The organism is Fibrella arboris (genome assembly GCF_041321095.1).
Taxonomy (GTDB): Bacteria; Bacteroidota; Bacteroidia; order Cytophagales; family Spirosomataceae; genus Fibrella; species Fibrella arboris.
Genome location: NZ_JBGGWE010000013.1, coordinates 135,647 through 157,999, shown reverse-complemented (window position 1 = coordinate 157,999; position 22,353 = coordinate 135,647). Strand labels below are relative to the sequence as shown.

The window sequence follows — 22,353 nt, the reverse complement described above, 5'->3', positions numbered from 1 at the left end:
ACTAATAGAATGGTGGCCCAGCGTGAGCAACCAGCCAGATAGTGAAAAACAATAACTCGCAAAGTTCAAAGCAAGCGACCAACAGTAAGTAACAACGCGGCTAAAAAGCCGAATAGAGTAACGAATGACACAACCATTAACCATACACTTCCCCGGTAAACTGGTCTTTGGCACAGGCTGTCTTACTGACCTGGCCGCCGAAATTGGGTCGTTATCCCCTAGAAAGGTGTTGGTGGTAACGATTGCCCCGCTGCTGGGTACGTTGCAGGGGCTGGTCGATGCGCTGGAGGCTAAACAAATCGCGGTTGAGCTCGATACCAGCATCGTACAGGAGCCGTCGTTCGCCCATTTTGAGACGCTGATGCAGACCGTTGCGCCGTTCAACCCGGATGTGGTTGTGGGCATTGGTGGAGGGAGTGTACTGGATATGGCCAAACTGGTTGCCGCCAAACTGGAAAATGACCAGACACTAGCCGAGATGGTGGGTATTGGTCGGCTCAACGGGCGGCGGAAAAAACTGATCTGCGTACCGGCCACGTCGGGCACAGGCAGTGAAGTGTCGCCCAACGCGATTCTGGTTGATGATACCGATAATCAGAAGAAAGGGATCATTAGTCCGTTTCTGGTGCCCGACATCGTGTATGTCGACCCACTGCTAACCATCAGCGTACCCGCCGCCATTACCGCCGCTACCGGCATCGATGCGTTGACGCACTGTCTGGAAGCGTATACGAACAAATTCGCCCAGCCCTACATCGATATGTACGCCTACGAAGGCATGTGCCTGATCGCCGCGAACATTGTGCAGGCGGTGCGAAACGGGGCCGACGAGGCCGCACGTACTCAGGTGGCAATGGGCAGTTTGCTCGGCGGTTTCTGCCTCGGCCCGGTCAATACGGCTGGTGTGCATGCGCTATCCTATCCGCTGGGTAGTCTGTTTCATTTGGCGCATGGCCTGTCCAACGCGTTGTTGTTGCCGTATGTGATGGAATTCAACATTCCGTCAGCGGTGGGACGCTATGCGCAAGTGGCGCTGGCGCTGGGTTGCGAACGGGGCGTAGACGATGCCGAAACGGCCGCCAATGGCGTGCGGCGAGTAAAGGAATTGATTCGTGATTGTGGTATTCCTGCCCGGTTACGCGATGTGAATATACCCGAGACGGTGATTCCTCAATTGGCTGATGACGCTCTGAAGATCAGCCGTTTACTGAAGAATAACCCGCGTGAAATCACGCGTGAGGCCGCACTTGCCATCTATACAGCCGCTTATTAACCATGAGTATGAACAAGAGATTTAAGGGGATTGTGGTGCCCATGATTACGCCCCTGACCAAGCGATATGCGGTGGATGAAGCGGCTGTCGAAAAAATTATGGCCAATCTACAGGGTAACGAAGCCATGCCGTTCATTCTGGGAACGACGGGCGAGTCTACCTCGCTGCCGCTGTCACTGAAAAAGGCTTACGTACATGAAGCGGCCCGCCTGAAATCGGCGGATACGGTACTCTACGCGGGCATTTCGTCGAACTGTCTGGACGAGTCGGTTGAGTTTGCCAACTTCTGTTTCGATGCAGGCGTCGATGCCGTGGCGGCCACACTGCCGTCGTATTACACGCTGACCGACGATCAGATGAAGCAGTATTTCGAGCAGTTGGCCGACCAACTCAACGGCCCGCTGATCATCTATAACATACTGGCCACCACCCGGATGTCTATTCCGCTGGCAGTGGTCGAAGAGCTCAGCTACCACCACCGGATTGTGGGCATCAAAGATTCGGAACGCAACACAGACCGGCTCTACGATTCGCTGGCGCTGTGGGCCGATCGCCCTGATTTCAGCCACTTCATGGGCTGGGCCGCCCGGTCGGCCGACGCGCTGCTTCGGGGAAGCGATGGCCTGGTGCCCAGCACCGGTAACCTCTGCCCCGGCATATACCGTGACCTGCTGAAAGCGGTGCAGGAAGGCGATGAAGAGAAGGCATACGCGCATCAGGATCAGTCCGATGTATTCGGCCACCTGTACCAGGCGGGCCGAACGCTGGGCGATTCGCTGGCGGCGCTGAAAGTGCTGATGCAGGAATATGACCTCTGCGGCACAACCATGATGCCACCGCTTCAATCGCTTGCCGCCGATGACGAAAATGCCCTGCGGGCAGCCCTGGCTGAGCTGGTCGAGAAAGAGGCGATCCAATTGTAAACGAGCATACCATGACTACTGACGATAAACCAATTGTGGGCATCACCATGGGCGATCCGGCGAGTATCGGCCCGGAGATAGCCATCAAGGCGCTGCTGAATCCGGCCATTTACGACATCTGTAACCCGGTGCTGGTTGGCGATGCAGGCGTTTTCCAGGACATCACCACGCGGCTGAACCTGAAGGCGATCATCCATCCGATCAGGGCCGTTCACGAAGCGAAATTCCAACTGGGAACCGTGGATGTCTATAATCTGGAAAACGTTGAGCTGGCCACGCTGAAGTTCGGTGAGATTTCGGCGATGGCGGGCGAAGCGGCGTTTGCGGCGGTGAAGACCATAATCGATCTGGCGCTGACCGACGAATTGGATGCCACCGTGACGGGCCCGATCAACAAGAAATCGATCAACGAAGCGGGTCACCATTTCGCGGGGCATACTGAGATCTACGCGCATTTTACCAACACGAAGAAGTACGGCATGTTGCTGGTGGAAGACAACCTGAAGGTCATTCACGTATCGACCCACGTATCGCTTCGTCAGGCTTGTGACCTGGTCAAAAAAGACCGGATTCTCGAAGTGACCGACCTGCTGTATCACGGCCTGATTTCACTGGGCGAAACCAACCTGAAAATCGGCATCGCGGGCCTGAACCCACACGCGGGCGATTCGGGCCTGTTTGGTACCGAAGATGATCTGGAGATTTTGCCCGCCGTTGAGGAAGCCCGCCGTCGGGGTTACGACGTGGAAGGCCCCGTGCCGGCCGATACGCTGTTTTCCAAAGCCGCCACAGGCTATTATGGCGGTGTAGTGGCCATGTACCACGATCAGGGTCACATTCCGTTCAAGCTGACCGGTTTCAAATGGAACGCCGAAAAGCACCAGATGGACAGCGTCAAAGGCGTGAACATCACCATGGGGCTGCCCATCATACGTACCTCCGTCGACCACGGAACGGCCTTTGAAATTGCCGGTAAAGGTGTTGCCAGTCCCGATGCGATGATACTGGCCATTGAGTCGGCGGTTCAACTGGCGAAATATAGAAAGAGCGAAAGATTGAAAGAGCGAAAGAGTGACTATCAACCGGCTTAACGTTCGTTGTGGCCTCGTTGCCATCGCTCGTTGTCACTTGCCTGTGGCAAGTGACAACAGCAACCTGGTACTAGTCACTCTTTCACTCTCTCGCCCTTTCACTCTTCACCATGATTGCCGTCATTGCTGATGATTTAACCGGGGCTGCTGAACTGGCCGGCATTGGCCTTAACTACGGGCTTACGGTTGAAATAGCCATGACCGTCGACCCGGCATCGACGGCCGATCTGCTGGTGATTTCGACGGATGCGCGTTCGGTTTCAGAGTCGGAAGCCGTACAGGAAATGGTCACCGTGAGTCGGGCTTTACTGCCGATGAAGCCACAGTTGATTTATAAAAAAGTCGATTCGGTGCTGCGGGGGCATGTGATGGCCGAAGCACTGGCTCAGCTTGCGCCGTTGGGATTAACAAAGGCCCTGATTGTTTCGGCCAATCCGGCATTGGGGCGAACGATCGTGAATGGGCAATACTACGTGCGGGGTGAACTGATTCACCAGACCCATTTTTCGGAAGACCCGGAGTTTCCCGTTACGGAAAGCGACGTCTATGAGCGGTTTACATCAAAAGTTGACCGGCTGATCGTGCAGCCCCATTACGGGTCTTTGTCGGATGCGGAAATAATCATTGGTGAGGTGAACGACGAAGCGGATCTACACGCCTGGGTAGGGCGAATCGACGAGCAGACGTTGCCTTGTGGCGGGGCCGGCTTTTTCGCCGCTCTACTGGCTGCGCTGACTGGCCTGAAGCTGGAAAAGCCAGCGCCGGTAAGTCTGGGCGACCGTCGGCTTTACATCTGCGGAAGCGCTTTTGGCGCCAGTGTCGACCTGGTCAGACGGGCGGCAATGACGGGTACGAGAGTCTGTTATATGCCCGGCGAATTGACCTGTTCAGGTACGTTGCCTGGCGATAGGCGGGCGAGTTGGGCGGGCGAGCTTGTCCAGCAGATGCAACTGCATAACCAGGTGATCGTGGCAATTGACCCGTCGACAGTCGAGCGTGGTTCGGGGCTGGCGGTGCATCTACGAACTACTATGGCCACAGCCGTTAAGCTGGCGCTGGCGCAGATGTCGATCGATGAATTGATGATCGAAGGCGGCTCAACGGCGTCGGCTGTACTCCGGGAAATTGGCGTCATGCGACTGGCTCCCACCAATGAACTGGCACCGGGTGTGGTCAGAAGTAAGGCGTTCGGCAACGAAAACGTACACATTACCGTAAAACCGGGTAGCTACCCCTGGCCACCCGATTTATGGCCGTTTTGATTAATTCCTATACCTGATGTCAAACCCAACCTTAAGCGTCGTTGATTACCTGATTATCGCGGCCGTTTTGCTGATAAATCTGTATTTCGGGTTGCGGTACGCCAGAAACCAGCGCACCACCGACACCTATTTCGCCGCCAAAGGCCGGGTACCCGCCTGGGCTATCGGCATGTCGCTGCTGGCCACCCTGATCAGTAGCGTCACCTTTCTGGGTTATCCCAGCGAAGGCTATTCATCGAACTGGATTTTGCTGGTGCAGGGGCTGATGGTGCCCATCGTCCTGCTCGGTACGATCTGGTTTATCGTGCCCCTCTACCGTAAAGTGATTGGCCTGAGCACCTACGAATACTTCGAAAAACGGTTCGGCTCCTTTGCCCGCTACTACAGTTCCACGGCCTTCGTGTTGCGGCAGTTCTCGTCGATGGGCACCGTCTTTTTCCTGCTGGCCGTGGCACTGACCAACATGACCGGCCTCGATACAGTCTATATCATTGTCGTGGTCGGCCTGATCATCATCGCGGTAAACCTGCTGGGCGGCATCGAAGCCGTGATCTGGCTCGATGTGTTTCAGGGATTCATGCTGTTTGCCAGTGGCATTCTCTGCGTCGTGGTCATTCTGCTCTCGGTAAAGGGCGGCTTCGCGGAAGTGATGAGCGTGGCCTCGGCCAATAACCGGACGGGGTTCGGCCCCTACGATATGGATTTCACGAAGCTCACGTTTGTGGTCATGGTTATCAATGGCATGTTCTACGCCATTCAAAAATACGGCACCGATCAGACGGTGGTGCAGCGTTACCTGACCGCCAAAACGGACAAAGCCGCCATCAGGGCGTCGATTCTGGGCATCTCGCTGACGGTGCCGGTTTGGGCGTTGTTCATGTTCATCGGCACGGCCCTGTTCGTGTATTACAAGCAGCAACCGCTCCCGGCAGGCATGCGCCCCGACGCGGTGTTTCCCTATTTTATCATGACCAAATTTCCTGTCGGTGTGGTTGGCTTTGTGCTGGCGGCCATGATCTCAGCGGCTATTTGCAGCCTCAGTGCCGACCTGAATTCACTCGCTGCCGTTGGCCTCGAAGACTTTTACAAAAAAGCCCGCCCCGCCCGTGCCGACAGGGAATACCTGACCGTCAGTAAAACAATCGTTCTGCTATCGGGGATCATCGCGATCCTGATTGGAGCGCTATACCTGCGGGCTGGTAATGAAGGGGTTCTGGGCATTGTATTCACGCTCTACGCCATTTTCTCGGGGGGTATCGTCGGTATCTTCCTGCTGGGCATCTTCAGCGCACGGGCCAACAGGCAGGGCGTCAACATCGCCATTTTGGTCTGCATCGGCTTCACGGCCTACGCCTTTCTGACGTCGACCCAGATCGGATACGGTAATGACAAAAAGTTGTTGCTCGATATGGGCGCGTACAATTTCACGCACCACAAACTGATGCTCGGTGTGTACAGCCATTTGGTCGTGATCGGCGTTGGGTACATGGCCAGTCTGTTCTTTCCAAAACCCATACTCGACCCAAACCTGCTGTATAGCGGCTGGCGCACAGCGGCTAAAACGGTCTCGGCGGAAGACGGATCACAGAAAAGCAACGCCCGCAGAGCCGATGCGTTAGGAAAGCTTGGGGTAGTCATGCTGCTGGTTGGCTGTAGCTTGACGGCCAGCGCACAAACCGCTGATGACAAGTTCAGGAAGCCTCTCCACGAAGTCATCCATGACATAGAAACTCGCTTCTCGGTCAAGATTCGCTACCCGGAAGAACTGGTGCGCGACAGGTACGTGACCTACGCGGGCTGGCGGTTCCGGCCGACTGACCTGGAACAGACGATGACCAATGTGCTGGCTTCGCAGGATATCACGTTTGCCAAAGAAGGAGACAGAAGGTATAAGCTTCAGGCGTTTCAATACCACCTGAAAACACCCGTCGAAGGCAAAGCCCAACTCGACTACCTGGCCACCCTCTACAGCGACGTACCCACTTGGGAAAAGCGCAAAGCTGAACTACGTACCTGCATGTGGGACGCGCTCAACCTGTCGAAACTACCTGCCAAACCGAATAGCGCACCGATCATTACCAACAAACGTACCTACGACGGCTACACCGTTGAAAACGTGGCCATTGAAACCCTGCCCGGTCTCTACGTGACGGGGTCGCTGTACAAGCCGCTGAACACTAGGGTACCAATGCCGATCATCCTGAATCCTGACGGGCATTTTGGCGACGGGCGTTACCGGGCCGATTGCCAGTATCGCTGTGCCATGCAGGCACGGATGGGGGCCATGGCGTTCAGCTACGACCTCTTTGCCTGGGGTGAATCGCTGCTCCAGATGCAACCCGAAGACCACCGCCGGAGCCTCGCCCAGACCATCCAGATCCTGAACGGCATGCGTAGCCTCGACTGGCTGCTGACACTCAAAAATGCTGATCCCAAACGCGTCGCCATCAGTGGTGGCTCGGGTGGTGGAAGTCAGACCATGCTGCTCACCGCCCTCGACGACCGGATTACGCTGAGCGTGCCGGTGGTGATGCTATCATCGTACCATAGCGGCGGCTGTCCCTGCGAAAGTGGCATGGGCGTTCACCTGTGTGGCAATGGCACCAGCAACGTAGAAATCGCGGCGATGGCAGCTCCGCGTCCGCAATTGGCCATCACCGACGGGAAAGACTGGACACAACACGTACCTGACACCGAATTCCCATTCCTGCAACGCATTTATGGCTTCTACGGCAAAACGACTTCCGTGAAAAACGTACACCTGCCCCAGGAAGGCCACGATTACGGCCCCAGCAAGCGGCAGGCTCTGTACGAGTTTCTGGCCCAACACTTCGCGTTGGACATCAAAAAGGTACAGGACAAAACCGGTAAGCTCGACGAGTCGACCTGTACCATCGAGAAGTTTCCGGCGATGTATGTCTTCGGCGAAAAAGGCCAACTGCTCCCCGCCACGGCCATTCACGGCTTTGAGAATCTGGAGAAACTGATGAAGTGAGTGAGTTTTGTGTAAATGGCTTCGCGCTGTGTTGCTTCGCGAGGCAGGTTGCGGTCGAAGGGCCTAGCGACAGCAACCTGCCTCGCGAAGCAACACAGCGCGAAAGCAACTCAACCACTAACCCCCTGCATAACACCAACCCCCAGAAAAGCCAATGCCCCATACCCGCCGCCACTTTCTCAAAACCAGCTCCTTACTCGCCAGCACCCTTTTTCTGCCGGGGGCGCAACCGCTGGCGAATGCGCGTGCGAAGCAACGCTACAAAATCGCCGTGGTGGATCTGATGATCCTGAAGCGGCAAAAGCTGGGGGCGTTTCAACTCACAAAAGACATCGGTGCCGACGGATTGGAAGTGGATATGGGCGGGTTGGGTCAGCGCGATACGTTCGATAATCAACTGGCCGACCCGGCCATTCGGCAGCAGTTCCTCAACAAGGCGAAGGCGTTGAACCTGACCATCTGTTCACTGGCCATGACCGGTTTCTATGCTCAATCGTTTGCGACCCGGCCAACGTACTTACGCATGGTTCAGGACTGTTTCGATACCATGAAGGCCATGAACGTGACGGTCGCTTTTCTGCCCCTGGGCGTTCAGGGTGACCTTGTCAAGAATCCCGAGCTACGGCCAGCCATTGTGGAGCGGCTGAAAGTGGTGGGTAAGCTGGCGAAGAAAGCAGGCGTCATCGTCGGTATCGAAACGTCGCTCGACGCCCGTGGCGACGTAGCGTTGCTAAACGATATTGGCTCGAAGCACATTCAGATTTACTACAATTTCTCCAATCCGCTGAAGGCTGGTCGCGACCTGCACGACGAGTTGCGCATACTGGGCCGTAAACGGATTTGTCAGATTCATTGCACCGACGAAGATGGTGTCTGGCTCCAGAACAACCCGCGCCTCGATATGCATAAAGTGAAGCAAACCCTCGACCACATGCGCTGGTCGGGCTGGCTCGTCATCGAACGCTCCCGTGATGCTACCGATCCAGGAAATGTGAAGAAGAATTTTACCGCCAATACAACCTACCTGAAGTCCGTTTTTCAGGCTGATTGATGGCAGGCGGGGCTTTTATATACGCAGTATCAGGCTTATTAACAGTGACTTATCTATCAATCACTAGTTTACTCAATGTATTGACTAATTTTACTCAGTATATTGAGTAAACCAGAAGGAGCCATGTTTGAGCGGGTGGAGTTAGCGCAATTGAAGCAGCGCGTCGTTGAACCACGGCGATCTATTCAGGTGGTAATGGGTCCGCGTCAGGTTGGAAAGACAACGCTTGTTCGGCAGTTGATCGGGCAGTTGACGATGCCCTGCCATTTTGTTGCCGCTGATGGGGTGGCTGGTGGTGACGGGGCCTGGGTGGCGCAACAGTGGGAAACGGCCCGTTTCCTGTTGAAAAGCCAGGCTTCAGCAGACGTGTTGTTGATTATCGATGAGGTTCAGAAAATAGACAACTGGGCAGAAATCGTCAAGGCCGAATGGGACAAGGACACCTTTTCCGGGCAGTCGATCAAGCTGATTTTGCTCGGCTCGGCGCGATTGCTACTGCAAAAGGGGTTGAGCGAATCCCTGGCCGGTCGGTTTGAACTCATTCAATTAACGCACTGGTCGTTTGATGAGATGGAGGCCGCATTTGGTTTTTCGGCCGACGAGTTTGTGTGGTTTGGCGGCTATCCGGGTGCGGCATCGCTGATCAGCGACGAAAAACGCTGGCAGGATTATATTCTGAATTCACTGGTTGAAACGACCTTGTCGAAAGACATTCTGATGTTGACCCGCGTAGACAAGCCCGCGCTGCTTCGGCGGTTGTTTGAATTGGGAGCCAGTTATTCCGGTCAAATCGTGTCGCTGACCAAATTGCAGGGGCAGCTACAGGATGCAGGAAACACGACGACATTGTCGCATTACCTGACCTTATTGGATGGGGCGGGCCTATTGAGCGGCCTCGATAAATACGCACCGGACAAGGCGCGGCAACGGGCCTCGATTCCTAAATGGCAGGTCCAGAATAACGCTTTTTCCTCGGCACTTTCCCTGACCGATTATGAAGAAAGTCGCCTTCAGCCAGAGTTATGGGGGCGCTACGTTGAAACGGCTATCGGCACTCATCTGGCGCGGGCGGCCCGACTGGGCGATCTAAACCTGTACTACTGGCGCGAAGGCAATGATGAGGTCGATTTTGTCATTGAGCGCAAAGGAAAGGTGATTGGCCTTGAAGTGAAAAGCGGCCGTACCCAAAGTGCTCGAGGAATGGACGCTTTCCTGCGAAAGGTTGGTGCTGACAAGGTGTTGCTGGTTGGGAATAGTGGCATTCCCTGGCAGGAATTTTTGAAAATAGATTGTAAAAACCTGTTTTGATATGCGATTGCTCATAATCCTGACCTATTTACTCCTCCTGGCGGCGGCTGGCGTTGCTCAGCCATTGGGTGTGACGTACCTACGCTGCGACAATCGTACCAATCCGGTGGGTGTGCAGACCACGAAGCCGGTGTTTAGCTGGCAACTCGCTTCGGCCTCGCGTGGTACGCTGCAAAAAGCGTATCGGCTTCTGGTGGCCGATTCGCCGGAAGCGTTGAGCCAGAACAGGGGGAATGTTTGGGATTCGGGCAAGATAGTATCGCAGGCATCGATTCAGGTGAGCTACCAGGGCAAACCGCTCGGATCGGCGAAGGCGTATTACTGGAAAGTGAAGGTCTGGGATAACCACGGTGCCGAGTCGCCGTGGAGTGCGGTGGCTGCCTGGCAGATGGGGTTGCTGACCAACGCCGACTGGAAAGGGGCCAACTGGATAGGCTACGATAAACTCCCCGATTCGCTGGTAAATGTGTTGCCGACCGATGGCAAAAAAGATGTTGTACAGGGTGGAAACGTATTGCCGCTACTTCGTAAACGCTTCACGGTGAGTAAACCTGTCAAGCAGGCAACGCTGTTCATTGCCGGCCTCGGGCAGTTCGACGCGCACCTGAACGGTCAGAAGATCGGCGATCACTTCCTCGATCCGGGCTGGACCAAATACGACAAACAGGCCCAATACGTCACCTTCGATTTGACCCATAAACTGAAGTCAGGCGAGAATGCGCTGGGCGTCATGCTCGGAAACGGGTTTTACTACGTACCACCGGTGAAAGACCGTTTCCGAAAGTTGAAAGTGATGTTTGGCTATCCCAAGCTGATTTCGCGGTTGCTTATCAGCTATGCTGACGGGTCGCAAGACAATATCGTGAGCGATGAAACCTGGAAAACGGCCCCGTCGCCCATTACTTTTTCCAGCATTTACGGTGGGGAAAACTACAACGCCATGCTCGAACAAGCGGATTGGGATCGTCCCGTTTTTCAGGATGTCACCTGGCGAAAGGCGCTGGTCGTCGATGGGCCGCCGGTGCTGAACGCGCAGTTTCAGGAGCCGCTAAAGGTATTCGATACGTTTGCGCCGGTCAGCAAAAAACGGCTCGATTCGGGCGATTGGGTGTATGACCTGGGCCAAAACGCATCGGGAATCATCAGGCTGACGGTGCAGGGCAAGCGGGGCGACACCATTCGCGTATACCCGGCTGAACTGCTGAAAGCCGACGGGGCGGTAACCCAGAAAGCGTCGGGTAGTCCGTTCTATTTTGAGTACATCCTGAAAGGCAACGTACCTGAAACGTGGCAGCCTCGCTTTACGTACTACGGCTTCCGCTACCTGCAACTCAAAGGGGGTGTACCGATGGGTGAGCAGAACCCGAAAAGCCAGCCGGAAGTGAGCGAACTCGTTGGGCTACATACCCGAAACGCCGCCGCGGGCGCAGGTACGTTCGTCTGCTCGAATGACCTGCTCAACAGAACCAATACGCTGATTGACTGGGGTATAAAGAGCAACATGGCCAGTGTATTCACCGACTGTCCGCACCGCGAAAAACTGGGCTGGCTGGAAGAGCTGCACCTGATGGGCGCTTCCGTTCGCTACCAGTACGACATCGCCAGTTTGCTGAAGAAAGAAGTGCAGGACATGAAAGATTCGCAGCTTGCTGACGGGCTAATCCCCGAGATTGCGCCCGAATATGTGAAGTTCGACTGGGGTGGCGGCATCTTCCGTGACTCGCCGGAATGGGGCAGCAGCGCCATCATTGTGCCCTGGTATCTCTACCAATGGTACGGCGAAAAAGCGGAGTTGGCCGACAGCTACCCCATGATGCAACGCTACCTGACGTATCTGGGCACCAAAGCCACTAACCACCTACTATCGCAGGGCCTTGGCGACTGGTACGATCTCGGCCCCAACCCACCGGGCGTTTCGCAACTGACGCCAATGGGTGTGACCGGCACCGCCATGTATTATTACGATCTGACCATCATGGAGCAGATTGCCCGGATGCTGAACAGACCCGCCGATGCCGACCGCTACACTGACCTCGCCAAACAGGTCAAAACGGCGTTTAACCAGGCGTTTTTTAACAAGGAAACGAAGCAGTATGCGACGAACAGCCAGACGGCCAATGCCATGGCGCTGTACATGAATCTGGTGGAGCCGCCCTACCGGGAGGCTGTCGTTGACAACATCATAAAAGACATTCGCAGCCGCAACAACAGCCTTACTGCCGGTGATATTGGCTACCGGTATCTGTTGCGGGCGCTGGAAGAGGCGGGTCGGTCCGACGTGATTTTCGATATGAACAGCCGCGCCGACGTACCCGGCTATGGCTACCAACTGGCGAAAGGTGCAACAGCCCTGACCGAATCGTGGCAGGCACTGCCCTCAGTCTCGAACAACCATTTTATGCTGGGGCACCTGATGGAATGGCTTTACGCCGGGCTGGCGGGCATTAAGCAGGAAGACAGTTCAGTGGCTTTCCGAAGCAGTAAAATTTACCCGCAGCCCGTTGGCGATGTGACGAGTGCGAAGGCAACCTACGCATCGCCCTATGGCCTGATTAGTAGCGAGTGGACGAAGAAGGGCGCGGATTTTACGCTGACCGTTCAGATTCCGCCCAACACCACATCGACCATTTACCTGCCCGCCACGAAAGCCAGTACCATCACCGAAAGCGACACGCCCATTGCCAAAAGCAAAGAAGCCACGTTGACCGGATTCGAGAAAGACCGGGCACGAATCACCGTCGGTTCAGGTACGTATCGGTTCCGTGTGAAGGGATAGGAGGTACTCACTGATCACCACGCCAATATCCTACAGTCATTCGAGAAAATTGTGGACAGTGATAGCGTTTATCAGGGATAGATTTGGATGCTGAGTAGACAGCCGTTGATATCGACCCAACTAATGACCTGCCCAATCATCCGAGTTATACTCTTTTGCCTGCTGTCTACCCCATTTTTTGCGCAATCGCCCCGCATTTCTGAGGCACAAATGCAGCGTATTTACGACGAAGTAAAGACGCCGTATAAGTATGGGCTGGTGATGACGCCAGCCGATAATTCGCAGAAGATGGATTGTCCAACGGTCTTTCGGAAGGGGAAAAACTGGTTCATGACGTACCTGATCTATAACGGTCGTGGCTACGAAACCTGGCTCGCAAGAAGTAAGGATCTGCTGCACTGGGAAACTCAGGGGCGGATTATGGCCTTTTCGGACAGCACGAGTCAGCAATGGGATACAAATCAGAAAGCGGGGTACAATGCGCTTCAGGATACCCGATGGGGCGGAAGCTATAAACTGACCAGCTACAAGGGCAACTACTGGATGTCGTATTTCGGCGGCGCGGCGCGCGGCTACGAAGCGGGCGACCTATCCATCGGCATGGCCTATACCCCGAAAAGTCCGGCCAGGGTACATGAATGGCAGCGTAAACCAGCGCCCGTGCTGACGGCAAAAGATGCCGACGTTCGCTGGTGGGAAAACCGTAAACTGTTCAAAAGCACCGTCATTCACGACAAACAGCAGCTAACGGGCCATCCCTTCGTGATGTACTATAATGCCAACGGCGACACGACCGGCGTGAACAAAACGCGCTGGTTCGAGCGTATTGGCATGGCCGTTTCCGACGATATGCTGAACTGGCAACGCTTCCGTAGAGAACCCGTGCTGATGCATCCGGCTGGTATTACGGGCGATGCCGTGATCCAGCAGCTAGATGATCTGTGGGTGATGTTCTATTTTGGTGCCTTCTGGCAAGACCGGAAAGGTGCCTTCAACCGATTCGCCGTGTCGAATGACCTTGTCAACTGGACCGACTGGACTGGTGCGAATCTGGTTGAACCCTCGGAGCCTTATGACGAACTCTATGCGCACAAATCGTTCGTAGTAAAGCACAAAGGCATCGTGTATCACTTCTATTGCGCCGTGAACAAGCAGGATCAGCGGGGCATTGCCGTGGCAACGTCCGTTGATCTGGGTAAGAGCAGCAAGCAGTTTGTGCCTGTTAGCCAAAAATAGTCGATGAAAAAACTCATTCTTTGCTGGCTGTTGCTGGGTACGTTGCCGACAGCCGTTTTTGCCCAAACCGGGCCGCGTACTAGCCTCGATTTTAACAACAACTGGCGTTTTTTTCTGGGTGATGATGCCAGGGCCAAAGACCCCGCCTTTTCAGATGCGGGCTGGCGAACACTGACCCTGCCCCACGACTGGAGCATAGAAGGGCAGTTTAGCGAGCACCACCTCAGCACCACGCAGGAAGGTGCGCTGCCAACGGGCATCGGCTGGTATCGGAAAACGTTTACTGTTCCGGTTTCGTCGACAGGCAAAAACGTTTACATCGAATTTGATGGCGTGTACCGCAACAGCGAAGTCTGGATCAACGGGACGTACCTGGGCATCAGGCCCTATGGCTACAGTTCGTTTCGCTATGAACTCAGCAAATACCTGAAGTTTGGCACCGAAAAAAACACCATCGCCGTCCGTGTCGACAATGCAGCCCAGCCCAATTCGCGCTGGTATACCGGGTCTGGCATTTACCGCAACGTCCGGCTCGTGACTACCTCATCAATTGCCGTCGATCAGTGGGGTACGTTTGCGACAACGCCCACGGTTCGGAAAAACCTGGCCATTATTAAGCTCCAAATTACTGTTCGGAACACGACTGGTCGGCAGGGCCACATCGTGCAAATCGGCAATGATGTGTTGAATGCCCAGGGCACGAAGGTTGCCAGTTACACACTAACGGCTGTACAGTTGACCGACACACTGAAAACAGTTGCGCCGGAAATTGAACTGCCCAACCCCATTCTCTGGTCAACGGAGAAGCCATATCTGTATAAAATCGTCACCCGGATTTACCGGCAGAACAGCCTGGAAGACAGCTACGAAACGCCGCTGGGAATCCGCACCTTCACGTTCGATCCTGCCACCGGGTTTTCGCTGAATGGACGGCCAACAAAGATCAAGGGCGTGTGTCTGCACCATGATCTGGGCGCGTTGGGGGCCGCCGTGAACCGCCGCGCCATGCAACGCCAGCTTGAGCTGTTGAAAACCATGGGTTGCAACGGCATTCGCACGGCTCATAACCCACCTGACCCCGAATTTCTGACGCTCTGCGACGAAATGGGCTTTATTGTCATGGATGAAGCCTTCGACATGTGGAAGAAAAAGAAGTCGAAGCAGGATTACGGGCTTAGTTGGGACAAGTGGCATAAAACCGACCTCGAAACCATGATCCGTCGCGACCGGAATCACCCGTCGATTTTTATGTGGAGTATCGGCAATGAAATCCGCGAACAGTTTGATTCAACGGGACTTACGATCACACGTGAACTGGCCCAGATCGTGAAAAAACTGGATACGAGCCGCCCCGTAACGTCGGCGTTGACGGAGAACATACCGGCGAAGAATTTCATCTATCGGTCGGGGGCACTGGATCTTTTGGGGTTTAATTATAAACACGAAGCCTACGCCGATTTTCCGAAAACGTTTCCCAATCAGGCCATAATTGCTTCCGAAACCGGCTCGTCATTGCAAACGCGCGGCCATTACGATATGCCCTCCGACTCGGTTCGGCTGTGGGGAAAAGGTGGACCAGCCAAATTCACCGACGGTAACCCCGACTGGACGGCGTCGGCCTATGATAACGAAGCCGCCTACTGGGGGTCTACGCACGAACAAACCTGGAAGGTGATCAGGAAGCTACCGCATATGGCGGGCATCTTTGTCTGGACCGGCTTCGATTATCTCGGTGAACCACACCCCTACCCGTGGCCTGCCCGTAGTTCATACTTTGGCATTCTTGACCTGGCCGGTTTCCCTAAAGACGTGTATTACATGTACCAGTCGGAATGGACAGATAGGCCGGTTTTGCACCTGTTTCCGCACTGGAACTGGCCGAAAGGCAAGGTTGTCGATGTGTGGGCATACTACAATCAGGCCGATGAGGTTGAGCTGTTTCTGAACGATAAATCGCTGGGCGTACGGAAGAAAACCGGCGACGACCTGCACGTGATGTGGCGCGTGCCGTATGAGCCAGGTACGTTAAAAGCTATTTCCCGAAAAGCCGACACAACCAGGCTGACACGAACCATGTCAACGGCGGGAAAGCCTGCCAGGATTCAGCTTATCGCAGACCGAGCCGCGCTACAAGCAGACCGAAAAGACCTGTCGTTCGTCACCGTCAACGTGCTGGACGAGCAGGGTAATCTGGTCCCCGATGCCAATCATCTGATCACGTTTACAGTCACCGGCGAGGGCACACTGGCGGGCGTCGATAACGGGTATCAGGCCAGCCTCGAACCGTTCAGGGCAAATTACCGAAAAGCCTACAGCGGCAAGTGCCTGGCCATCATCAAAACAACGGATAAGCCGGGTAAGCTAACCATCAAAGCAACGTCGGAAGGCTTGCAAATGGCTGTTGTTGAGTTGATTAGCAAGTGATGGCGTTGTGTGTTGCTGACGCATTAATTGCTAATCAACACACAACGCCAAACAACACCCTACAGCGCGAAGCCGCAACACGCTGAAATCTAAATCAAAACCATGCTTAAACGCATCATCTATCTTTCCTTGCTCATCGCCGTACTAGCCGGTGAAGTAACTGCCCAGTCGGCGGGGGGATTAGCGCAGTTGATTGCCCGGCCCCGGTCTGGATCAATGTACGCTGGGTACGTGCCGCAGGCCGCGAAGCCCTGGGTGTTCTGGTACTGGATGCAGGGTGCGGTGTCGAAAGAAGGCATCACGGCCGACCTGGAAGCAATGAAAGAAGCGGGCATTGGCGGGGCGTACCTGATGCCGATCAAGGGCGTAACGAACCCACCGCTGATGACGCCCACCACCGAGCAACTGAGTCCGCGCTGGTGGGAAATGGTGCGCCACTCCATGCGGGAAGCGAAGCGACTTGGGCTGGAAATGGGCATGCACGTAAGCGATGGCTTTGCCCTGGCGGGTGGCCCGTGGATCACGCCCGAACTGTCGATGCAGAAAGTTGTGTACACGTCGGTGACTGTTCAGGGCGGTCAACCTGTTTCGCTGGCACTGCCCCAGCCCACAAAAAACGAGGGTTTCTACCGGGATATTAAGGTGCTTGCGTTTCCGAAGAAAGTACAAGCCAGCCAGTCGGTGCCGAGGATTACGTCGAGTAGGCCAGGCATTACGCCGCAGTTTTTGGTGAATCGGGATAATAAGGAAAGTTTTAAGAGCGATACGACTTGCTGGATTCAGTACGCCTACGATCAGCCGTTTACCTGTCGGTCAATTCTGGTCAGAACCGGCGGCAACAATTACCAGGCGCACCGCCTTAAAATCGATGTCAGCGATGACGGAATTAACTTTCGACCGGCCGGCCGGCTTCAGCCACCGCGCCACGGCTGGCAGGACACCGACGCTGACGTCACCCATTCGATTGCGCCCACAACCGCCCGTTTCTTTCGGTTTACGTATGACAAAGCCAGTTCTGAACCCGGCGCAGAAGACCTGGATGCGGCCAAGTGGAAACCTGGCCTGAAACTGGTTGGGCTGGAACTGTCGGAAGAAGCCCGGATCAATCAGTTTGAAGGAAAGTCAGCGGCTGTGTGGCGGTTGAGCGAGCGGTCGACGAGCGCACAGATCCCCGATGAGCAATGCGTTCCGCTAAACAGGATCATTGACCTGTCATCAAACCTCGCTGAAAATGGCCAACTGAATTGGAACGCTCCAGCCGGTACGTGGACAATTCTACGCATTGGTCACACCTCAACCGGGCAAACCAACGCCACGGGCGGGGCGGGAAAAGGGCTGGAATGCGATAAGTTCAATCCTGATGCCATCACCCTGCAAGTCAATAGTTGGTTTGGTGAAGCCCAGCGGCAGATTGGCCCCGACCTGAGCAAAAACGTGATGAAGGTCTTTCATGTCGATAGTTGGGAATGTGGCAGTCAAAACTGGTCGACCGGCTTTGCGGAAGCGTTCAGAAAACGACGCGGGTACGACCTGCTGCCCTATCTGCCAGTGATGACGGGCATTCCGGTCGAAAGTGCTGAGCGGTCGGAACAGGTCTTGTACGATGTTCGCCGGACAGTAGCTGAACTGGTGGTCGACACGTTTTATAAAACGCTGGCTGAGCTGGCGCGGCAGAAAGGCGTGCTGTTTACGGCCGAAAGCGTAGCCCCAACGATGGTCAGCGATGGGCTGGCGCATTACAAACAGGTGGATATTCCAATGGGCGAATTCTGGCTGAACAGCCCGACCCATGACAAGCCCAACGACATGCTCGATGCGGTGTCGGCGGCCCATATCTACGGCAAAAACATCGTGCAGGCAGAGGGGTTCACCACCGTCAGGATGGCCTGGAACGAGCATCCGGGAATGCTGAAAACGCTCCAGGATCGGACGTATGCGTTGGGCATCAACAAGTTGGTCTATCACGTGTTTACGCATAATCCCTGGCTCAACCGTAAGCCCGGCATGACCCTCGATGGCGTCGGCCTATACTTTCAGCGCGACCAGACCTGGTGGAAACCGGCCCGTGCCTGGGTCGACTACGCCACGCGCTGCCAGGCACTGCTGCAACGGGGAAAACCCGTGGCCGACATGGCCGTATTTACCGGCGACGATATGCCCCGCCGCTCCATATTGCCCGACCGGCTGGTGTCGACGCTACCGGGTATTTTTGGCCGTGAGGTTGTTGAGAAGGAAGTGAACCGGCTGGCCAATGTGGGTGAACCGCTCCGGCAGTTACCGGCGGGCGTTACTCATTCGGCGAACATGGCCGACCCGGAGAACTGGGTAAATCCGCTTCGTGGCTACGCCTACGATTCGTTTAGCGCCGACGCGTTGCTGACCTCGACAACGAAGGGCAGAACGGTTTCTTTCTCGCCAGAGACGGGCTATTCGCTACTGGTCTTACCGCAAAAACACCCGATGAACACCAATAACACGTTCATGACACCTGAATCAATGGCTCAGTTCGTGAAACTGGTGACCGAAGGCGCAACTATACTCATCGGTGACAAGCCTGTTTTTTCAGCCGGAAAAGGGGATGATGCCAACGTTAAAGCACTGGCTGACAAGCTATGGGGCGGGCAGTTCGAGACGGTGACCGACGGAGCAACAAGTTTCCAGATAAAGCCGTTGGGGAAAGGTCGGGTCGTGCAAACGCCCTTCCAGCCAGGTACGTTCGCCAAACTCGGCATACAGCCTGACATGATCGCAACGGAGCCGACAGGTACGTATGCGGGCGACATTGCCTGGACGCACCGGGTTGATGCCGAAACAGACATTTATTTTATCGCCAATCAGCAACCAACCCGCCGTGAGTTGGCCTTCTCGTTTCGGGTAGCTGGCAAGTTGCCGGAGTTGTACGATGCCGTTACGGATGAACTGACGACGGCCCGGCAGTGGAACAGCCAGAACAAACGTACCCAGCTTACGCTCCGTCTCGACCCGCACGCATCGCTCTTTATCATCTTCCGTAAACCAGCAAGCCAGCCGCCGATTGCCGGCAAAAACTGGGTCGAACCAACGCCCGTTGTCACCCTGGAAGGCCCCTGGCAGGTGCAGTTTGACCCGGCCTTTGGTGGCCCCAAACAGCCGCAATCCTTTGCCAACCTCAACGATTGGAGCCAACACCCCGACTCGTCGATTCGCTACTATTCAGGTACTGCTACTTATTCCAAAGCGATTACCTGGTCACCTGCCGCGAGCAGGAAACAGAAGCAACGTACCTGGCTTGAGCTGGGTAAACTAGCCAACATCGCTGATGTTAAACTGAACGGCGTTTCCTGCGGCATTGCCTGGACAGCACCGTACCGCGTCGAGCTTACCAAACACTTGAAAAAGGGCGTCAACACGATCACCATCGAAGTCAGTAACACCTGGGCCAACAGGCTGATTGGCGACCAGGCCTTGCCCGAATCGAAGCGTATTGCCAACACCACCGCCCCGTTCCGGTTGGGGGGTAAACCCTTGCAGGAAGCTGGTCTGCTAGGCCCGGTGCAACTTGTGGTGGAGTGATGGGAGACTGTGTGGCTTCGTTACTTCAGCCAATTCACCACATCGGCCCGGCGGGATTCGGGCGTGACGATCAGTGATTCGAGCTGGCCGTTCTTGAGTATTACTTCGACGGTTGTGTTGTAAGGAGCGTGCAGCTTTGCGTGGACATCCCAGGTTTTGGGCCAGGCTGGAAACAGGAGAATTTTGCGGCCATCGGTCTGCATCAGCATTTCCTGAAGGCCAACCATGCCCGCCCCACCCCAATTATGGTCGGGTGTCCAGTCGTAGCCGGGGCCCCAGAAAGCGGGAAAACGACGTGGTGAATTCGCTAACTTCAACAGGGTCAGGCGGGTGGCTTCGTTGGTAAGGCCGAGCCGGGCGGCGAAGATATTGTCTTGTTTCCAGCCAATGTGGCTCCGGAATTTCAGCACGTCTGTGTCGTACAGGTACGTGTTGATCGCCGTGTCGAGTCCCGCTTTGCCGAGGCCGTAGATGCCCCAGGGAAAGACAGGGTAAAGCTGGGGCGACTCCACATTGTTGATGCGCTCCCAAAGTTTGGCGGGCGCAATGGTTGGCTTACCGTCAAATGATCGAAAGCTACTAGCGGGAATACGGGTCAGTAAACCCTGCCAGGCTTCCCGTTTTTGCGCGGTCAGGTACGTACCGGGCAGTTCGAGCAAACGGGTCGTTACGGTGCGCAGGGCTGCTATTGTTGAGGTGGAATTGTAGGCCATCTTATACGTTTCAGCCGCTGATCCGGGGTACAACACCAGTTTTTTGTCGCCATCGAGCGCTTTGCTGCCGCGCTTTTTGGCCAGATACTGGTAATGCTCATCGAAGAAGGTCAGGCAGCTTTCGATGAGCGGAACGTACCTGGCTATGTCTTCGCCGGTGAAACGTTCGGTATCGAGCACCATCAGGCAGAATTCCAGTACGGTGTCCCACTCATATTCCAGCCAGGCATTGTATTCCATGCCCTTGTCATACTCGGCGGGGCGTTTCCAGTTGTATTCGGCCGGGTTCGGAAGTCCCGAATTTTCGATCTGCTCCGTAAAGCTGGCCCCCTTATGATGCCAGTAAAATTCAGTGCGTAGCTCGGCATTTTTGAGCGTATTCAGGTAGAAATCGAACTGCGGTTTCATGAGCGCGAAGTCGCCACTTTTGAGCATCGGCCAATAGACTAACCGCTGATTCTGAGCCGTATGCGTGCCGCCGCCCCAATTCCTGAAATCGGGGGTGAAACGCATAGCCGAGTCGACCAGCACAGGGTCATATGTGAACAGCCCGCCATTGAACTTGGTCGGGAATTGACCGAAGGCGTTGCAGCCTAGCATGTAGCGGAACAACTGGTAGTTACGCGCCGCCTGCCATTGGGGCGAGTCGGTTGGGGCATTGATCTGGATGAAGCTTTTTGCCCAGAAGTCGTTCCACCAGTGTTGCGTCTGGCGTTCAGCCGTTTTAGTAGCCTTCACAGCATCCCGCTGAATGCGGTTCAGGCCCAGTTTCCAGTCTGAAACAGTTGCTGCCTGCTCCGTATGCAGGTAAAGCGCCACCGAGTGGCTTTTGGCCGCCTTGGTACTGGCCAGTTTCCAGCCCTGAAAATCGGTTCCCAGGTACGTTCCCGTAGACGTACCTGCCGGTTTCATTCTCTCTCCCGTCAGCGTTCCCCCAAACGTCAGGTTCGTCAATGGATTATAAAGCTGATGCTTGATACTGTCGAGTCCCTGTTGTTGTACCGTCAGGTCGAACGCCGACCGTTCGGGACCATTTCGGTGGTAAAATGTTACGCCATTCCCGTCGAAATCAATCGCGTCTTTCCGTGTTTTGACCTCGCCCTGCGGCGCAAATTTGTATGAGTTGGTCAGGTTCTCCCGGCCCTTCACCAGATGATCGGCAAAACGCCAGCTTTCGTAGGTTGCCTCGGCGTTGACCGCTTTGTTGCTAACAACATCGACATGAGCCACCGGTTGAAACACATCTACCCACACCCTGATCGTTGCCGACACCCCGGCGCTTTCCCCGGTAATCTGAACGTACCCATCGTTCAACACAAGTTCCTGCTTAAACTCGCTGCCAGTTGTAAACGGATTGGGCGATAGCCGTATGCGCACCCGGCCCAGTTTCAACAGGGCATTGTTATGGTCGAAGGTGCCACTCCGGCCAACGTAAACCAGCAGATCACCTTTCTCAACCCAGACGTTCAGGCCAATATCGCCGCCGCCACAAGGCATCGATTCTGATGAATTATTGCTCTGACTAGTCCAGGCCACGTTGTAGGATGATACCGGCTTAGTTTGTGCCATTAATTCAGCTAACAAACTGAAAAACAAGAGTATAACTGTTAGGGTACGTGCTAATGGGTAGCTGGGGCCGGATGGAGACAGAGGGCGTAGCAAGGCTAATATGGTATAATTAAAGGAGAAAATAGTAGAGATTGGTGGTAAATTTAGGGGCTAACTTTGTGTAAGCAGCTTCCCGAAAAA

General features: G+C 55.1%; 12 protein-coding genes. 11 read left to right on the top strand and 1 reads right to left on the bottom strand.

Going from position 1 to position 22,353, the window contains the following annotated elements; genetic code table 11:
* Positions 1-124 precede the first annotated feature (124 nt).
* The 11 genes from ACAW75_RS21010 to ACAW75_RS20960 all read left to right on the top strand — a co-directional run bounded on the left by ACAW75_RS21010 (position 125) and on the right by ACAW75_RS20960 (position 19,891).
* The gene (locus tag ACAW75_RS21010) at positions 125-1,273 is read left to right on the top strand and encodes an iron-containing alcohol dehydrogenase (RefSeq protein WP_370730719.1); all 1,149 of its coding nucleotides are present in this window, start codon (positions 125-127) and stop codon (positions 1,271-1,273) included.
* Between the two features lie 8 nt (positions 1,274-1,281).
* Positions 1,282-2,196, top strand: coding sequence for a dihydrodipicolinate synthase family protein (locus ACAW75_RS21005; protein WP_370730718.1), 915 nt, complete (start codon positions 1,282-1,284; stop codon positions 2,194-2,196).
* 11 nt (positions 2,197-2,207) lie between these two features.
* The gene (gene pdxA, locus ACAW75_RS21000; protein ID WP_370730717.1) at positions 2,208-3,287 is read left to right on the top strand and encodes a 4-hydroxythreonine-4-phosphate dehydrogenase PdxA; all 1,080 of its coding nucleotides are present in this window, start codon (positions 2,208-2,210) and stop codon (positions 3,285-3,287) included.
* 110 nt (positions 3,288-3,397) lie between these two features.
* On the top strand, positions 3,398-4,549 hold the full coding sequence (locus ACAW75_RS20995; protein WP_370730716.1) for a four-carbon acid sugar kinase family protein: 1,152 nt from the start codon (positions 3,398-3,400) through the stop codon (positions 4,547-4,549).
* Between the two features lie 16 nt (positions 4,550-4,565).
* Complete coding sequence (locus tag ACAW75_RS20990) at positions 4,566-7,544, top strand: sodium:solute symporter family protein (RefSeq protein ID WP_370730715.1); 2,979 nt, start codon at positions 4,566-4,568, stop codon at positions 7,542-7,544.
* 154 nt (positions 7,545-7,698) lie between these two features.
* Complete coding sequence (locus ACAW75_RS20985) at positions 7,699-8,595, top strand: sugar phosphate isomerase/epimerase family protein (protein WP_370730714.1); 897 nt, start codon at positions 7,699-7,701, stop codon at positions 8,593-8,595.
* A gap of 102 nt (positions 8,596-8,697) precedes the next feature.
* Complete coding sequence (locus tag ACAW75_RS20980) at positions 8,698-9,903, top strand: ATP-binding protein (protein ID WP_370730713.1); 1,206 nt, start codon at positions 8,698-8,700, stop codon at positions 9,901-9,903.
* A gap of 1 nt (position 9,904) precedes the next feature.
* Complete coding sequence (locus ACAW75_RS20975) at positions 9,905-12,679, top strand: family 78 glycoside hydrolase catalytic domain (RefSeq protein ID WP_370730712.1); 2,775 nt, start codon at positions 9,905-9,907, stop codon at positions 12,677-12,679.
* A gap of 210 nt (positions 12,680-12,889) precedes the next feature.
* Positions 12,890-13,915: a glycoside hydrolase family protein gene (locus ACAW75_RS20970; protein WP_370730711.1), complete on the top strand. Its 1,026-nt coding sequence runs from the start codon at positions 12,890-12,892 to the stop codon at positions 13,913-13,915.
* 3 nt (positions 13,916-13,918) lie between these two features.
* On the top strand, positions 13,919-16,339 hold the full coding sequence (galB, locus tag ACAW75_RS20965; RefSeq protein ID WP_370730710.1) for a beta-galactosidase GalB: 2,421 nt from the start codon (positions 13,919-13,921) through the stop codon (positions 16,337-16,339).
* A 102-nt stretch (positions 16,340-16,441) separates the two neighbouring features.
* Positions 16,442-19,891 carry a glycosyl hydrolase gene (locus ACAW75_RS20960; protein ID WP_370730709.1) on the top strand — a complete coding sequence of 1,150 codons (3,450 nt, stop codon included), beginning with the start codon at positions 16,442-16,444 and terminating at the stop codon, positions 19,889-19,891.
* A gap of 20 nt (positions 19,892-19,911) precedes the next feature.
* On the opposite strand, the gene ACAW75_RS20955 is transcribed toward ACAW75_RS20960, so the two are convergent.
* Entirely contained in the window at positions 19,912-22,173 is a 2,262-nt protein-coding gene (locus ACAW75_RS20955) for a DUF5703 domain-containing protein (RefSeq protein ID WP_370730708.1), read from the bottom strand.
* Between the last annotated feature and the right edge of the window lie 180 nt (positions 22,174-22,353).

What these genes read in the sequence shown, in the direction of transcription:
- ACAW75_RS21010 (WP_370730719.1), top strand. Translation starts at nt 125, where the DNA reads ATGACACAACCATTAACCATACACTTCCCCGGTAAACTGGTCTTTGGC.
- ACAW75_RS21005 (WP_370730718.1), top strand. Translation starts at nt 1,282, where the DNA reads ATGAACAAGAGATTTAAGGGGATTGTGGTGCCCATGATTACGCCCCTG.
- pdxA (WP_370730717.1), top strand. Translation starts at nt 2,208, where the DNA reads ATGACTACTGACGATAAACCAATTGTGGGCATCACCATGGGCGATCCG.
- ACAW75_RS20995 (WP_370730716.1), top strand. Translation starts at nt 3,398, where the DNA reads ATGATTGCCGTCATTGCTGATGATTTAACCGGGGCTGCTGAACTGGCC.
- ACAW75_RS20990 (WP_370730715.1), top strand. Translation starts at nt 4,566, where the DNA reads ATGTCAAACCCAACCTTAAGCGTCGTTGATTACCTGATTATCGCGGCC.
- ACAW75_RS20985 (WP_370730714.1), top strand. Translation starts at nt 7,699, where the DNA reads ATGCCCCATACCCGCCGCCACTTTCTCAAAACCAGCTCCTTACTCGCC.
- ACAW75_RS20975 (WP_370730712.1), top strand. Translation starts at nt 9,905, where the DNA reads ATGCGATTGCTCATAATCCTGACCTATTTACTCCTCCTGGCGGCGGCT.
- ACAW75_RS20970 (WP_370730711.1), top strand. Translation starts at nt 12,890, where the DNA reads ATGCAGCGTATTTACGACGAAGTAAAGACGCCGTATAAGTATGGGCTG.
- galB (WP_370730710.1), top strand. Translation starts at nt 13,919, where the DNA reads ATGAAAAAACTCATTCTTTGCTGGCTGTTGCTGGGTACGTTGCCGACA.
- ACAW75_RS20960 (WP_370730709.1), top strand. Translation starts at nt 16,442, where the DNA reads ATGCTTAAACGCATCATCTATCTTTCCTTGCTCATCGCCGTACTAGCC.
- ACAW75_RS20955 (WP_370730708.1), bottom strand. Translation starts at nt 22,173, where the DNA reads ATGGCACAAACTAAGCCGGTATCATCCTACAACGTGGCCTGGACTAGT.